The sequence below is a fragment of the Promicromonospora iranensis genome (assembly GCF_028994775.1).
Lineage (GTDB): Bacteria > Actinomycetota > Actinomycetes > Actinomycetales > Cellulomonadaceae > Promicromonospora > Promicromonospora iranensis_A.
Map to the genome: position 1 here is coordinate 633426 of NZ_JAJQMN010000001.1, position 14977 is coordinate 648402.

The 14977-nt window shown below is 73.5% G+C and carries 9 protein-coding genes; 2 read left to right on the forward strand and 7 right to left on the reverse strand.

Annotation, left to right across the window (positions count from 1 at the left end; all coding sequences use genetic code 11):
• Positions 1-63 precede the first annotated feature (63 nt).
• The 7 genes from LUU90_RS02865 to LUU90_RS02895 all read right to left on the reverse strand — a co-directional run bounded on the left by LUU90_RS02865 (position 64) and on the right by LUU90_RS02895 (position 13721).
• Positions 64-2085, reverse strand: coding sequence for a hypothetical protein (locus tag LUU90_RS02865; protein WP_275001734.1), 2022 nt, complete (start codon positions 2083-2085; stop codon positions 64-66).
• Positions 2082-3233, reverse strand: a complete 1152-nt coding sequence (locus tag LUU90_RS02870) for a VWA domain-containing protein (RefSeq protein WP_275001735.1) — start codon at positions 3231-3233, stop codon at positions 2082-2084. Before LUU90_RS02870 ends, LUU90_RS02865 begins: the two co-directional genes overlap by 4 nt.
• Positions 3230-6001: a DUF5682 family protein gene (locus tag LUU90_RS02875; RefSeq protein ID WP_275001736.1), complete on the reverse strand. Its 2772-nt coding sequence runs from the start codon at positions 5999-6001 to the stop codon at positions 3230-3232. Before LUU90_RS02875 ends, LUU90_RS02870 begins: the two co-directional genes overlap by 4 nt.
• On the reverse strand, positions 5998-7116 hold the full coding sequence (locus LUU90_RS02880) for an ATP-binding protein (RefSeq protein WP_275001737.1): 1119 nt from the start codon (positions 7114-7116) through the stop codon (positions 5998-6000). Before LUU90_RS02880 ends, LUU90_RS02875 begins: the two co-directional genes overlap by 4 nt.
• A gap of 71 nt (positions 7117-7187) precedes the next feature.
• Entirely contained in the window at positions 7188-11003 is a 3816-nt protein-coding gene (locus tag LUU90_RS02885) for a DUF4132 domain-containing protein (protein WP_275001738.1), read from the reverse strand.
• Between the two features lie 200 nt (positions 11004-11203).
• Positions 11204-12505, reverse strand: coding sequence for an aspartate--tRNA(Asn) ligase (gene aspS, locus LUU90_RS02890; protein ID WP_275001763.1), 1302 nt, complete (start codon positions 12503-12505; stop codon positions 11204-11206).
• Positions 12506-12851: 346 nt separating this feature from the next.
• Complete coding sequence (locus LUU90_RS02895; RefSeq protein ID WP_275001739.1) at positions 12852-13721, reverse strand: alpha/beta fold hydrolase; 870 nt, start codon at positions 13719-13721, stop codon at positions 12852-12854.
• Between the two features lie 130 nt (positions 13722-13851).
• On the opposite strand from LUU90_RS02895, the gene LUU90_RS02900 reads away from it, so the two are divergent.
• Both LUU90_RS02900 and LUU90_RS02905 read left to right on the forward strand, forming a co-directional pair.
• A complete protein-coding gene (locus LUU90_RS02900) occupies positions 13852-14502 on the forward strand; it encodes a heme oxygenase (biliverdin-producing) (protein WP_275001740.1) in 651 nt (216 codons plus the stop codon).
• Positions 14503-14658: 156 nt separating this feature from the next.
• A partial coding sequence (locus LUU90_RS02905) for an FAD-dependent oxidoreductase (protein WP_275001742.1) occupies positions 14659-14977 on the forward strand: 319 nt, incomplete at its 3' end.

The following is a 14977-nucleotide window of genomic DNA, read 5'->3' on the forward strand; positions in this document are numbered from 1 at the left end:
GCGCGGGGTGCCGTACATCCGCGCTGGTCGGTGCCGGCTCTACACCCGCGCCACGCGCCCCTGTCAGCCTGCGACGTCCACCACCGCGCGGGCCCTCCCCACCACGAAGGCCGCGTGCAGCACGGCCGACGGGTTCAGCTCACCGTCCAGCAGCCCGTCGGCTGTCCGCTCCAGCGTCGCGAGCCCGAGGTCCCGGGCCAGGCCCCGCGCCTGCTCGACGTCGGACCGCTGCCGTGCCGTGAGCGCCGGACGCCCCGTCGCTGCCGCGGCCACGAGGACGTCGCCGAGCAGCAGCGTCACACGGCGCACCGGCGACGGCGGTGCGACCACCGATCCCACGGCCTTCGCCGCGGCCGCCTGCGCCTTCAGCTTGCGGATCCGCCGACGCCAGAAGTCCCAGTAGCTGCCCTCCAGTGTCCAGGCCGGTGTGACCGTGGGGCTGACCAGCCGGATCGCACCCTTGTCGCGTACGAACAGGCCCACCGGCTCATCCCGGTCCTCGCGGCGCTCGAACGTCACCGCCACCAGCCTCGACCTGACGGACAACAGCGTCTCGACCGCCTGCTCGCTCGTCACGGGCAACCGCAGCGCGCGGGGTTCGCCGTCGGATGTGACGACGGCGAGGGTCAGCTCCTGGCGCACCTCGTCGAGCCCTACCTCGCCGACGTCGCGCACCAGCACGAGCCGCACGTTCGCCGGGCGGCGCCCGAACCCGACGACGTCGCGCGGTGCCACTCCCGCGCCCGTGCGCTCGGCGATCAGCCGGAGCTCGTCGAGGTCGAATCCGCCACCCTCGAACCTGTCGTCGTGCAAACGATGGACCACCGGTGTCCCGCCGGCGCCGAGGCTGCCGTCAGGCTTGGTACGCACGGCGGTGAGCCGGAGGGCGCCCTCGCACAGGTTGCTCAGGGACCTGCCCCACAGCAACGGGCTGGTCCAGCTGCGCTGAAACCTCGGGTCGGTGCCCGACGAGCGGCCGGTCACCACCTGCCGCACCTGCCCGGTGCCTGTCCCGACGGCCGCGTCAGCCACGCCGGCCGGATCGGCCGCGTCAGCCCCGGTGTCCCAGCCCAGGTAGGCCAAGCCGCGCGAGCCGCTCGGTGACGTCCACCACCGAGCGCCGAGCGGCACCCACCGTGTGAGATCCCGCTCCTCGTCGGCGCTACCCGCGCGTCTCGCACTGGCGGCACCGCTCGCGTTACCCGCACCGCCCGCGCTGCCCGTGCTCGCTGCACTTCCCGGGCCTGGGTGCTGATTCGGGCTCGGTGCGGCGTCGGCCGCACCCGCCCCAGCCGGCTCCAGGGCGCGCTGCAGCACCTCGCACATCGCCCAGACCTCGGCGAACGCGTCGAGCAGATCGGACTCGGTGACGGCGTCGTCCCGCCCGGCGAGGCCCGCGACGAATCCCGCGGCCACCCGCAGCAGCCCTTCGAGCCGGACAGCGCCGACCTGGCCGGCGGCGACGTGCTCGAGACCCGTCAGCCGTACCCGACCGGCCAGCGCACGCAGCGGCTCGGCGTCGTCCGGGCCGAGGTGTGACAAGCCGCCCGACATGAGACGTCCGACGACGTCGCGCACCTCCGCGAGCGCCTCCCGGCGACGCTGCAGCACTGCCGCCGACGGGCGCGCCGTCGTCCCGCGGGTACCGGCCGACGCGGTGCCCCCGACTGCACCGGGGGGCGTGGCTGCGCTGGGCATCCCGGCTGCGTTCGGCGACTCCGCTGTGCCCGGCGACCCCGGGACCCTGGGCACCGACTGCGCGACGACGGTCGCGGCGTCCTGGAGCGGCGCATCGGGCGCCACCTCCGCGGCCCACAGGCAGGCGGTCAGGACGTGCTGGCACACGCCCGCCGTCGGGCAGTCGCAGGTGATGGCCGCAAGGCCGCGGCCATCCACCCGGACCGACGCCCCGGCGATCTCGAGCACCGCACCCTTCGGATCGTGGGAGACCTCGGTGACACCGCCCTCGCGGGCATGGTCCTTGCGGGCACGCCGCAGGAGCCCGGCGTTGCCGAGCGCCTTGAGGGCGTCGTCGTCCAGGCCCGCGTACGGGGCGGCCCAGGCGAAGGTTCTCCGGTCGCTCATGAGAGCACCTCCCCCAGCCATTCGGCGAACCGCTCCGGAGTGAGCGCGGCGACCTCCATGCCGCACTCGGCGAGATGACGCGCCGTGCCCTGGTCGTAGACGGGCTCCGCCGCCTCGTCCAGTGCCGCGAGCCCGAGCATGGTCACGCCGGACGACGCCATCCGCCGCACCGTGGAGAGCAGGTTCGACACCGAGCCGCCCTCGTAGAAGTCGCTGACCAGCGCCACGACGGTCCGTGACGGGTTGCGCACCTGCTGCTCCGCGTGGCGCATCGCCCGCGCGATGTCGGTGCCGCCGCCGAGCTGGGCGGTCATGAGCACCGTCACCGGGTCGTCGGCGAGGTGCGACATGTCCACCACCGAGGTGTCGAACAGGTAGAGCTGCACGTTGATGCCGGGCAGGCCCGAGAGGATTCCCGCGCACACCGCGGAGTACAGCAGTGACGCGGCCATCGACCCCGACTGGTCGACGACCAGGATGACGTCCCAGGTCAGCGTGCGCTTCGCGCGGGCGGAGAAGCGCACGTCCTGCACGGTCATGCGTCCGTCGGCGTCGACGCGGCCCAGGTTGGCACGCAGCGTGCGCTTCCAGTCGAAGTTCCGCGCGACCCGGTGCATCGACCGGCGCGACCGGTCGATGCGGCCGTTGACCGCTGTCGTGAACCGGGTGCGCAGACGTTTCACGATGTCCTCGACGACCCGCTGGATCACGCGCCGCAGGCCCGCCGCGGCACGGTCGTTCAGCGCGCCCCGCACCTGCATCATCGCGACGGCCAGCTCGCGCGAGGGTTCGAGGGCCTCGACCGCGGCGTCGTCCTGCAGGAGGTCGGTGAGGCCGTACCGGCTGACGGCGTCGACCTGCATGCGCTCGAACGTCTCGCGCGGGAACAGGCTGCCCGCCTCGTCGAGCCAGCGGAGCGCCGTGACGTCGACGCCGTGTGGCTGGGACGCACCGAGGCCGGCGCCCTGCTCGACCCGGTGTCCGCGCGCCGTGTACTCGCGGTCGTACAGGTAGCGCAGGGACCGCTCCAGCCCTTCGTCCTGCTGCCCCACCGACAGCTGGTCCGCCGCGTAGCGGCCCAGCACCAGTCGCCAGCGACGTGCGGCCTCGTCGTCGGAGACGGAATCGGATACGGACACAGTGCTCATGCTTCTCCTCGTGTCGGAACGGCTCCGGCCCCGGCTGCGGTCTCGGCCACGAACTCGGCCACGGACTCGGCCTGGGCCTCGGTGGCGGCCCAGTGGGCCAGCCCGTCGCGCCGGAGCACCGCCGTCAGCTCGTGATCCACGGCGAGGCCCTGCGCCAGGTCGTCCTCGGACAGCGCGACCCGCACGTCCACCTGCTCCACCCGGGCGCCGGTCCGCTCGGCCACGCGCTTCGCCAGCCGATGCGTCTCGGTGGGACGCAGCCACGTGAACGCCCGGCGCAGGTCCGGCAGCACGGCCAGGAACGCGTCGCCGTCGAGCGCACGCAGGGCGTCGTCGACGGCGTCGAACATCTCCGGGGTGTGCAGGATCAGGTCCGGGGCGGCGCGCATCACGCCACCCAGGAACCGGACCGCGGTACCCGGGTCCGCACCCGCGGCCAGGGCGCCACGCACCCGTTTGATCAGGACGTCGTCGACCACCGCTCCGTCCGTGAAGCCGAGCGCGAGCAGGGCGCCCGCCACGGCGGGCGCGGTGCCGTCCTCGTCCCGGAGGCGCGCGAGCTCACGCCCGACGGCGGTGCGGGCGGCCGAACCGACGCCGTCCTCGCCCCGATCGGTCCCGGGAGAGCCAGCAGCGTCGACCGCCGCCGCGCCGCCCGCAGCAGCCGCGTCCCGGAGCAGCGCACGCAGGCCGACCAGCGTGCTGATGGCCGCGTCCTCGTCCTCGGCTCGCACCTTGCCCAGGTCGCTGACCAGGTAGGCGGCGGTGGCGAGTGCCTGGCTCACCAGGTCGAGCAGCTCGCTCGCCTGCTCCTCGGCGCCGAGCTCCACCCGGGCCTGCCACAGCCCGAGCAGCTGTCGCGCCCCCGAGACCACGGAGTCCAGGTCGCGGTCGGTGTCCAGGGTGCTGCGCAGCAGGGCGACGATCCGGGGCAGGTGAACGCCCATGCCGATCACCAGCGTCTGCGCCACGAGCCGAGCGGCGGCGGCGACCGACGCCGAACCCGCGCCCGTGCTCGCCAGGCGTGCCTCCGCCTCGTGGAGCCGCGCGACGGCCACCGCGTCGAGCGTCGCGCCGAGGTGCACCATCTCGACCAGGCGCGCCTCGACGAGCGGCGTCCAGCTGTACTGCCACTCCTCGGTGATCAGTCCGAGCCCACGGCCCGACACATGGTCCGGCCCGGAGACCAGCCGGCCGAAGCCCGCACCGATGAAGTCGAGCAGCGCCAGCACCTGCCGCTTCGACCGATGGGACGCCGTGCGCCGGGCGTCCAGGCGGGTGGTGCGCGGCACCGAGTCGTCGACGACGAGCCGCACCGCCCGGACCCGCTCCCGGACGTCGCGCACGAGCGGCGGCGACGCGCTGCCCGGCGGCACGTCGCCGAGCGACCGGCCGCCGAACACCTCGGCGATCGCGAGCCCCAGCGGCCGCTCGGGCTCGCCCGGCCCGCCGACGCCGCCGTCGTCCTGCACGTAGCAGGACCGCACGGCGTCCAACAGGTCGGTACGGCACGGGAAGGCGCGCTCGCGCAGCTCCGCGAGGCGCACCGCGGACTCGGCCGCGGAGCTGACCTGCGGCAGGCTCACCGCGTGACCCCGCTCGGCAGCACCGCGCGCGATGTCGACCAGGACCTCCGTCACCAGGGCACGGGCGCCGACGGGACCGTCCGGTACCGGGTCCTGCGCCGACCCCAGCTCGCGGAGGTGCGCGGTGTGCAGCCGCTCGTAGTACCCGGGCGAGGGCATGCCCGCGCCGTAGCCGCGCAGCCCGTCGAGCCGTTCGTGGTCGTAGCGGACCAGCCACGCCTCGCCCTGCACCGCCGGGCCGAACCCGCCTTCGGGCTGCCGGTCACGGACCGGTGCACCCTCCGGCGCACCGGACAGCGCCTCGACCAGCGCGAGCGTGTGGAACGCGCCGGTCACGACGAGCACCGGGCCCGCTCCGCCGCCCGCTCCGCCGCCCGTCAGGCGATCGGCCGTCTCCCCGACCCGGGCCGCCATCCGCGCCTCGCGGTCCAGCGATCCGTCACCGGCGAGCACACCCTCCTCGTAGTCGAGGCGGGCGAGCGCCGACCACGCGAAGACGTCGTCGAACACCGTGCGCCAGTCGGCCAGCTCGGCGCTCGCCCGGGCCTCGAACAGCTGGTCCCAGACCTCGTCGTGGTCGCGGCAGCCGAGCCGGCGCGCGAGCGCGGCGACGGCCTCCGAGTGCGCCAGGTACCGCTCGGACATGAGGGTCCGCGCGAAGGGATCGGGCTGCGCGCCACCGCTCCCACCCGGGGCGGCCCCGTCGAGCGCACGCTCGGCGGCCGACCGCTCACCGAACGGCCGGTCGACGAACGCCAGCTCCGCGCCGACGGCGTGCCCCGCGCGCAGCGCCACCCACTCCGGGGAGAACGAGGCGAGCGGGTAGAAGCCCGCACCCTCCGGCTCGTCCTCCCCGGTGCGGCCACCGAGGCTGAGCACCGCGACCGGCGGCCGCGTCTCCTCGTGCAGCAGGTCGGGGACGAGCCGCGTGAACTCCTCCGGCCCCTCGATGAGCACGGCCGCCGGGCGCAGCTCCTCGATCGCCGAGCGCACCGCCACGGCGCACGCCGGGCTGTGGTGCCGCACGGGCGCGAAGTGAATCCCGCGTTCGTCGCGCAGGCGGCGAGCGGCGTCCACGGCGGCACGCAGGCGTTCCGGGGCGTGCTCCCACACGGCGTCCGCCCGCCGGCTCGTACCGGCACCCACCGCGGCACCGGCGTCCGCCACCACCTCCACGCTCACCGCCACAGCGGCTCTGCCGCCGTGAAGAACGCCTTCCAGCGCGCGTCGTGCCGGGCCCGCTCGCGCACGACGTTGTCGACGTAGTGCCGCAGCCTGCGCGCGTCCTCCTCCTCGCCCTTGAGCGCCACGCCCGCGATCTGTCGCGCGACCTCCGCGGCGGTCACCGTGCCGTCGCCGAGGTACCGGGCCTCCAGGGACGCGGCGACCGCGACGTTGACGGCCTCGGCCGTGGACATCACGGTCTCGGGCCGCTTCACGGGCGCACCCTCGCGCGTGCTGCCGGTCCGCAGGTCCTGGAACACGGTGACGAGCACCTCCAGGACGTCGTGCGGTACCTCGGGACGTCCGCTGTCCGGGCCGAGCTCCGCCTCCAGCTGGTGCTGCACCAGCTCGATCTCGAACGCCCGGTCGCGCACGGGGGCCACCGTCTCGAAGCTGAACCGGCGCTTGAGGGCGGCCGACATCTCGTGCACGCCGCGGTCCTTGAGGTTCGCCGTGGCGATCACGGTGAAGCCGGGCCGGGCCGCCACGCGTGCGTCGGGACCGAGCTCGGGGACCATGAGCTGCTTCTCCGACAGGATCGACACGAGGGTGTCCTGGATCTCCGGGGCGCAGCGCGTGATCTCCTCGAAACGCACGACCCGGCCCTCCCGCATGCCCGTGCAGACCGGCGACGGGACGAGCGACCGCTCGCTCGGCCCCTCGGACACCAGCAGCGCGTAGTTCCACGAGTACCGCACGTGGTCCTCCGTGGTCCCGGCGGTGCCCTGGACCGTCAGGGTCGACGCGCCCGACACCGCCGCGGACAGCAGCTCCGAGAGCATCGACTTCGCCGTACCAGGCTCGCCCACCAGCATCAGGCCCTGCCGGCCCATCAGGGAGACGACGGCGCGGTCCACCAGTGGGTCGTCGCCGTAGAACTTGCGCCGCACCCCGATCTCCTCGGAGCCGACGACGAACGCCCGCACCGCCCTCGGGCTCAGGCGCCAGCCCGGCGGCCGCTCGTGGCCGCGCTCCTGGTCCCAGGCGTCGAGCGCGGCGAGCTCGGCCGCGTAGCGGACCTCGGCGGGCGGCCGGATCTCGGCCGGGCTGGTGGTTTCGGTGGTGATGGTCATGACGTCCTCGTGTCTCGCGGTGCTGTCGGGGGTGTGGCTGCGTCGGTGTGCTGCGGGTGCGCGCTGCCCGCTCAGTACTCGCTCTTCTTCTCCCAGTCCGCGTCGAAGACCCCGCCGTCGGCCACGGTCAGGTAGTCCCGGTACGAGACCGCCAGCAGCGCCTTCGGTACGTCCCGGAGCGCGAAGAGGCCCTGGTCGCCCCACGTGCCGGTGCGCCGGAAAACGAGCTGCCGGACGGCGGCGGTGATGTTCTCCTCGGGCAGGAACGCGCCGGTGAACTCGATCTCGACGGTGAGGCCGAGGGCCCGGTACTCCTTGACGTAGGCGTTGAACCAGCCCGCATCCTCGGCTTGCGACCGCGTGTACCCGAGCTTCGTGGCCCGCCCGCGGATCGTGAACGAGTCGCTGAGCCAGCCCTTGCGGGTCTCGATCACGCGGGCGGTGTCCGGCACGTCGGGCAGCAGCTCGGTGCCCTCGGCGTCGGCGCCCAGGCCCTGGTCGAACAGCGGCGTGATCTCGTAGTCGGCGAGGTGGGAGCGCCAGGCCGGCGCGCCGGTCTCCTCGTCGTCCCCGAGAGTCACGGCGTGCACCAGCGACACCCGCGCGTCGTCGGGCAGGGTGACGTCCTCGTCGGCGACGCCGATCAGGGAACCGGCGTCGCCGGGCCGGAACGTGACGGCCGCCCGTGCCTCGGCGTCGACGTCGGACGCACCCGGCAGCTCGGCGGCCCACACCAGGCGTGCGGCGAGGCGTGCCATCAGCGGGTGCCCCAGGACGAACTCGCGCCAGTCGGCGAAGCTCCAGGTACGACCGGTGACCATGGCCTCGCCGAAGCGCTGGGTCTGCAGCGCCACGACGGCCTTCAGCTCGGAGCGCGCCTGCTTGAGCTGCTGCTTCGCCTCGGCGTAGGCCTCGGCGTCGTCGGACGCACGCTGGGCCGGCAGGGCCTTGACGACCTTGCCCGCCGGGTTGCGCAGCTCCAGCGTGAAGGCGTCGGTGATGCGACCGGTGACGACCCGCTCGCCGTCGGGCGAACCGAGGTCCAGGCGCAGGATCCCGTCGTCGTCGAACCCGGCGGTCTGCACCGTCCGGTCGGCGAGCTGGTCCGCGTCCCAGCCGTTGCGGTCGGCGATGTCCTGGGCGAGCGCGGACGCCGTCTCCTGGACGCTGCGCTGCTTGAACCGGCGGGAGATCGCGAGCAGCTGCTGCACCGCTGCCCGGTCCCCGTTGGCGGCGAGCGCCCGCACCAGGTACTCGGCCTGCGCGCGGCGGCCCTTGTGGGCGGCGAAGTAGTGCTGGGCGGTCGTGGCGAGCTCGGCTCCGGGCATCCCGACCGTGAGCGCGAGCAGCCCCTTCTCCTGGGTGGCCGACCCGAGGTAGGTCGCCTGGTCCTGCCGGTACAGGGTCTTCCAGATGTCCTCGACGGTCTGGTCGGCCTGGTTGCCGTAGTACCCGGGGTAGCGCTTGATCGAGGCCTGGAGGCTGGTCCACCGCGACTGCGCGTGCTGGTCGGCGTACTCGCGCGAGTGCTCGACGGCGGGGTTGCGCGTGTCCTGGGCGACCCAGGCCCGCAGCACGAACGAGCCGAGCGCGGCCTGGGAGGTGGTGTCGAGCAGGCCGACGTAGCGGGCGATCAGCCCGTCGCCGCTCGGCGACTTCAGCTTGGTGGCCAGCACCACCCACCAGCGCACGACGTCACGCGGCACGACAGCGCCCTGTTCACCGGCGGAGCCGGCCCAGCGCACCTCGGGGAGCTGGTCGAACGGGAACCAGCCGAGGCTCGCGGGCAGCTTGCCCTTCAGGCCCTTGGTGGCCTCCGCCTGCAGGACCGCGGGTGCGAGGTCGGCGGAGATGTCGTCGCCCAGGGTCTCCAGCGCGGAGAGCAGGCTTGCCCGTGCCGCCTCCCGGCGCTCCTTCGTGAGGGCGGCCCGCAGAGCGGGCACCGCGACCGGGTCGCCGATCCGCGCGAGCCAGGCGGCGGCCGAGGCACGCACCTCGGCCTTGGGGTCAGCGAGCGCCTGCTCGGCGAGGCTCCGTGCGCCGGTGTGTGCCTCCAGCGCCTCCTGCGCGGCGCGGCGGTGGGTCTTGCCGGTACCCAGCGCGAGCGTCGTGAGCTGGGCCAGCAGGCTCGGCGGGACGACGGGGAACTCGCGCAGCACCCGCAGCGCGGTGCCGGTGCCCCCGCGGTACTTCTCGTCCGTGCCGAGGTAACGGCCCAGGACCTCGGGGCGTTCGGCGAAGTAGGGCCAGACCATGGACGGCGCGAGCGTCTCGCCGCCCCACCAGGTCTGGAACACCATGTCGCAGATCTGCTCGTCGGGCTTCCGCACCCCGGCCCGCACGAGGCCGTCGTGGACCTGGCGCAGGTCGGTGGACTGGTCGAGGTACGGGCGCAGGGCCCAGACGAAGTGGGGCTGTGCCTCCCCGTCCCGGAGCGCGAGCACGCGGACGGCCAGCATGAGGCCGGGCTCGGCGAACAGCGTGCGGAGCTCGCCGGCGACCCACTGGAAGAGCACGGCGTTGCGGAGGCGCGTCTTGTTCGTGGTGGTCACGACGCCGGTCACCCGGTCGGGGACGGCCGCGAGGTCGGCGTCCGTGATCGACTGGAGGTCCTTGAGGTTGCGCCGCGCGCGTTCGGCCCAGTACTTGTTCGCGTCGCCGCCGTGCGTGGCGAGGTCGAGCTGCACGCGCGCCTTGGCGATCTGCTCGTCGAGCAGCGTACGGGCGCCGGCGGCCCAGCCGGGTTCCACCACCGGGTCGGCCAGCGGCTCGTAGCCGGGGACCTCGATCGTGAGGTCCGTACCCGCGCCCGGGCCGGCGTCGTCCAGGGCGCGGGACCGCTCCACCGTCTGCTCCAGGAGCCGTACGCGTGCGGTCTGGCCGGCGGGCACCTTGCCGTCGGTGTCCCGGAGCGCTGCCAGCGCCTCGTCGAGCGCGTCGATGCCCCCGTCCAGGGCGACCAGCCGGGTCACCGCCTCGCTCAGCTGTCCGGTCGGGATCGTGGTGAGGTGGGGCCGCAGCAGCGCTACCTGCGCAACGTCGTCGTGCGCGGCCAGGTGGTTCAGGGCGCTCGTCCGGACGCCCTTCGCCTTGTCCACGGCGAGCGTCGCCACGATCTCGACCAGTCCGGCCTCGGCCGTGCGCTTGCCGATGCGCGTCAGCACCTCCTGCTTGCCGTGCGCGCCGAGCCCGTTGGTGACGTCGGCGAGCGTGCCGACGTGCTGGGTCACGTACTGGTCGAACTCCGGACGCCCGGCCATGGCCTCGCGCGGATCCCGGTACCAGGAGCGCTCGTTGGCCCTCCGGTACAGGATCGCCGTGAGGACGGTGCTCGCCGCGTCGGCGGCGGGGATGCCGCCCTCGACGGCCACCTGCTCCAGGAGGGCGGGGAGCCACCGGTCGGCGACGCCGGGTTGCGGCTTGGCGTGGTTGTGGCCGTGGCTCGTCCCCCGCCGGGCGCCGTCGTACACCAGGACGTAGAACCACGCGGGGACGACGGCGGGCACCTCGGAGGTGTCCAGCACGTGCGCGAGCAGCCTGCCCATGCGGGCGAGGACCGGCACGTCGGCCGACGCGTAGAGGCGTCCGCGCGCCGCGACGCCGACGTCGATGTTCCAGCCCTTGTGCACCGCCGCCACCTGCTTGACGACGTCGGGCGACACCCACCGTGACCAGAGCTGGAACGGAGCGCCGAACAGGGCGTCCAGGTCCACGGTGCCCGGCTGCTGCACGTTCATCAGCACCTCGGGTGTCGCCCCGTGGAGCACGTACCCGACCGCGTCGTCGTACAGGCCGAGGCCGTGCAGCTTCAGCGGGGCCAGTGCGTCGCGCACCGCCTTGGCCGCCACGTCGCCGCCCTTGACCCGGTCCACCAGTTCCTGCAGCATCTCGTTCCTCACCCAGCCGTCGGTCACAGGGCAGACCTCGCCCCTGTGACGCACCGCATCAGCAGCGCGCGCCACAAGGTAGCGGTCACCACTGACACGCCGGCACCCCTGACCTGCACGGTCGGCAGGACGTCAGGTCGTCGGCACTCCGGGTCTCCGATCTCCTGACGTCCTGCCGGCCACGGGCGGTCAGGTCCCGGCTACGGGGTCAGGCGGTGCAGGTCGCGCGGGAACGGCGTCACCTCACGGACGTTGGCCGCCCCGACGAGGCGCGCCACCCAGCGCTCCAGGCCGATCGCGAACCCGCCGTGCGGCGGCATCCCGTGCCGGAACGCGGCGAGGTACGACGCGTACGACGCCGGGTCCTCGCCTCGCGCCTCGATCGCCGCGACGTAGTCGGCGTAGCGGTGCAGCCGCTTGCCCCCGGTGACCAGCTCGAGGCCGCGGAACAGCAGGTCGAAGCTGTTGCTCCACCGTTCGCCCCCGGGCGCCCCGTCCGGCGCGGTGCCCGATCCGGGCTCGGGGTGCGTGTAGAACGGCCGCTTCGCCATGGGGTAGCCCTCGACGGCGACGAAGTCGGACCCGTGCTCGGCCAGGGCCCACTCCCCCAGCGCGCGTTCGTGCTCCGGGGCGAGGTCCGGCTCGTCGGACGGCGCCCCGACCAGTGCCAGGGCGTCGGCGAAATGGAGCACCGGGATCTGTGCCGGCACCTCGGGCACCTCGACGCCCAGGCGTTCGGCGGCTCCCGAGTCGCGCACGGCGTCGGCCATCCCGGCGAGCACGTCACGCAGCACCGCCAGCACGTCGCGGTGGTCCCGGACGAACCCGAGCTCGACGTCGAGCGAGCGGTACTCCGCGAGGTGCCGCACCGTGTCGTGCGGTTCGGCGCGGAAGACCGGCCCCACCTCGTAGACCCGCTCGAAGACGCCGACCATCTGCTGCTTGTAGAACTGCGGCGACTGCGCCAGGTACGCGGGCCGGCCGAAGTAGTCGACGGGGAACACGTTCGCCCCCGACTCGGTAGCGGTGCCCACGAGCTTGGGCGTGCAGATCTCCGTGAAGCCGGCCGCGTCCAGCGTGGCGCGGAAGCCGCGCAGGCTCGCCGCCGCGACCTCCCACCGCGCCTTCTGCGCGGGATGCCGCCAGGCGACCGCCGCGTGGTCGAGCAGCGTGGGCAGCCCGGCCGTCAGCGCCGGCCGCCACAGCTCCACCGGCGGGGTCTCGGCGGCGTCTGTGAGCGGCGTGATCACGGGCGCCGTGACCTCCACTCCGGCAGGCGCCTGCGGGTTCGCGGTCACCGTGCCGGTCACCTCGACGGTGGTCTCCTCCGGCGGCACCTGGGGTGCCACGGAACCAGGACCGGACCGCACCACCACCTGCGCCAGGCCCGTGCGGTCCCGCAGCACGAGGAACGTCACCGTCGCCAGCTCACGACGGCGGTGGACCCAGCCCTGCAGTCGCACCGACGAACCCGGGGCCGCGGCGGCGAGGTCACGCGCCAGCGTGCGAGCCGGCTGGTGAGCGGGCCTGGCGGCAGGGGCGGCAGGAACAGCAGCGGCAGAAGCAGACGCCGCAGGGGTTCGCGAAGGTGGTCTCATCAGTCCTCCAGAGAGCGAAGGCCCTGGAGGAGCGGGCGGGGGCTAGGTCGCGGTGCCACCACTCCTTCGCCGGGAGACCCCGGCCTCTCGTCGGTACGCCGCACGCGCGGGCAGGGCGCTCGCCCGGTCACCCGGGCCGAGGGTCGTCACGCCTCACGCTCGCCGGCACACACGTTATGCCCGACGGCGAAGGCCTCGCCACACGTTTTCCGCGCCCCCGCACGAGCCGTCACGGAGGACGTCGACGCCGTCACGCGCCCGTGCCGAGCCATTCCCGCACGGCACGGCCGACGGCGTCGGCGTCCTCCAGCGGCACCAGGTGACCGCGACCGGCGAACTTCACCACCTCGGGCTCGCCGGGAAGTGCCGCGCGGAGCCGCGCGGCCTGCTCGAACGGGATCCACGGGTCGTCCAGGGCCCAGCCGATGCGGACCGGGCAGCGCACCTGGCCGAGGCCGCTCACGATCGGCGCGGTGTCGGCGGGCGAGAGCTGTGCGATCTGCCGGTAGAACGCGGCCTGACCGGCCCCGTCGAGCCAGGGCTCCGCGAGCGCCTTGACCGCGGCGTCGGACAGGCCGTGGTTCGCCGCACCGGCGATGTACTCCTTGACGAGGGCGGCGTGCAGCGGGCCGGGCACCGCCGCGAAGACCGCCTCGTTCTCGGCCACGAGCCGGAAGAACGGCGATCCCCACGGCTCCAGCGTCACGATGTCGAGCAGGAACAGGCCGGCGACGTCGACGTCCTCCAGGAGGTGCGCGCCGAGCGCCACCGCTCCCCCGATGTCGTGCGCCACCACCTGGGGCCGGTCCAGGGACCAGTGCCGCAGGAGGGCCGCGAACCGCCGTCGCTGGGCGACGAGGTCGACCGGGTCCGCGACGTCCTTGGACGACGCGCCGTACCCGGGCATGTCCCACAGGAACACGCGATGGTCCTGGCTCAGCGCCAGCGCGACCGGTTCCCACACCCGCACCGACCACGGGGTGCCGTGGCACAGCACGACGTCGCCCACCGGCGGCCGGCCTGTCGGCTCCAGCCCGTAGGTCGCGACGCGGGTACCGCCGACGTCGACGAAGACGGGCGCGGGCAGGCCGGACGGCGAAGCAGACCGTGCAACAGACATACGACGACGGTAGCCCGAAGGTCGGCCGACGGAGTTTCAGTCGAGGGTTAGGTAGACCTAACTCCGGTTGCTATGCTCGCGACGTGATGACAGTTTGTCAGCACGCTGCCGCCGCGTCGGAGGAGAATCCATGAGCCTGCCCGTCGAGGAAGAGACCCCGCTGTCCGCCCTCCTGCGTGAGGGCACGCGTGCCGACCACGGCGCCGCCAACTCCGAGGACTTCATCGAGCAGCTCATGTCCGGCGCGCTGAACCGCGCGGCCTACGCCGATCTCTCGGCCCAGCTGCTCGTGGTCTACGAGGCGCTCGAAGAGGCGAGCACGGCGGTGCGCGACGACGAGCGGGGCGCCGGCCTCGTCTTCCACGAGCTCACGCGCGTCCCGGCGATCGAGCGGGACCTCGCGTTCCTGTACGGGCCGTCGTGGCGCGAGGAGATCCGGATCCTGCCGTCCACCCGGGACTACGCGGACCGGGTGCGCGAGGTCAGCGGAAGCCTGCCGCACTATGCGGCGCACTCCTACACCCGATACCTGGGCGACCTGTCGGGCGGACAGATCGTCAAGCGCATGATGAAGCAGCACTACGGCCTCGATGAGGGCGGGGTGGACTTCTACACGTTCCCCGACATCCCGAAGATCAAGGTGTTCAAGGACGCGTACCGCGGCCAGCTCGACAGCCTCGAGCTGGACGAGGACGAGGTGGCCACCACGCTCGCGGAGGCGCACCACGCCTTCCACCTGAACCGCGTCGTGTTCGCCGAGCTGGCCGCGATCCACTGCTGACCGGCACAACCCGGTTGGTAGTGATCGTCACGTCGCCGTGGAGCAGACCAAGCGGGACGAGCGGCCCGCATCTCGACCGATGACCCATCTCACATGTTGAGAATCCTCACAGCCTGAACCTGTCACGAATTCCGGCCGCCGGTGGTCGGATTGAGTATGAACACCACCGAACGTCGGATCTCAACGACAGTGCTGGTCATCGGGACGGGCGGGTCGGGCCTGCGGGCCGCGATCGAGCTCGCGGAACAGGGTGTCGATGTGCTGGCCCTCGGCAAGCGGCCGCGCATGGACACCCATACGTCGCTCGCGGCGGGCGGGATCAACGCAGCGCTCGGCACGATGGACGCGGAGGACAGCTGGCAGCAGCACGCCGCGGACACCATCAAGGAGAGCTACTTCCTGGCCAACCCCCACACCGCCGAGATCGTCGCGAAGGGCGCCGCACAGGGCATCGCCGACCTCGAGCGGTACGGCA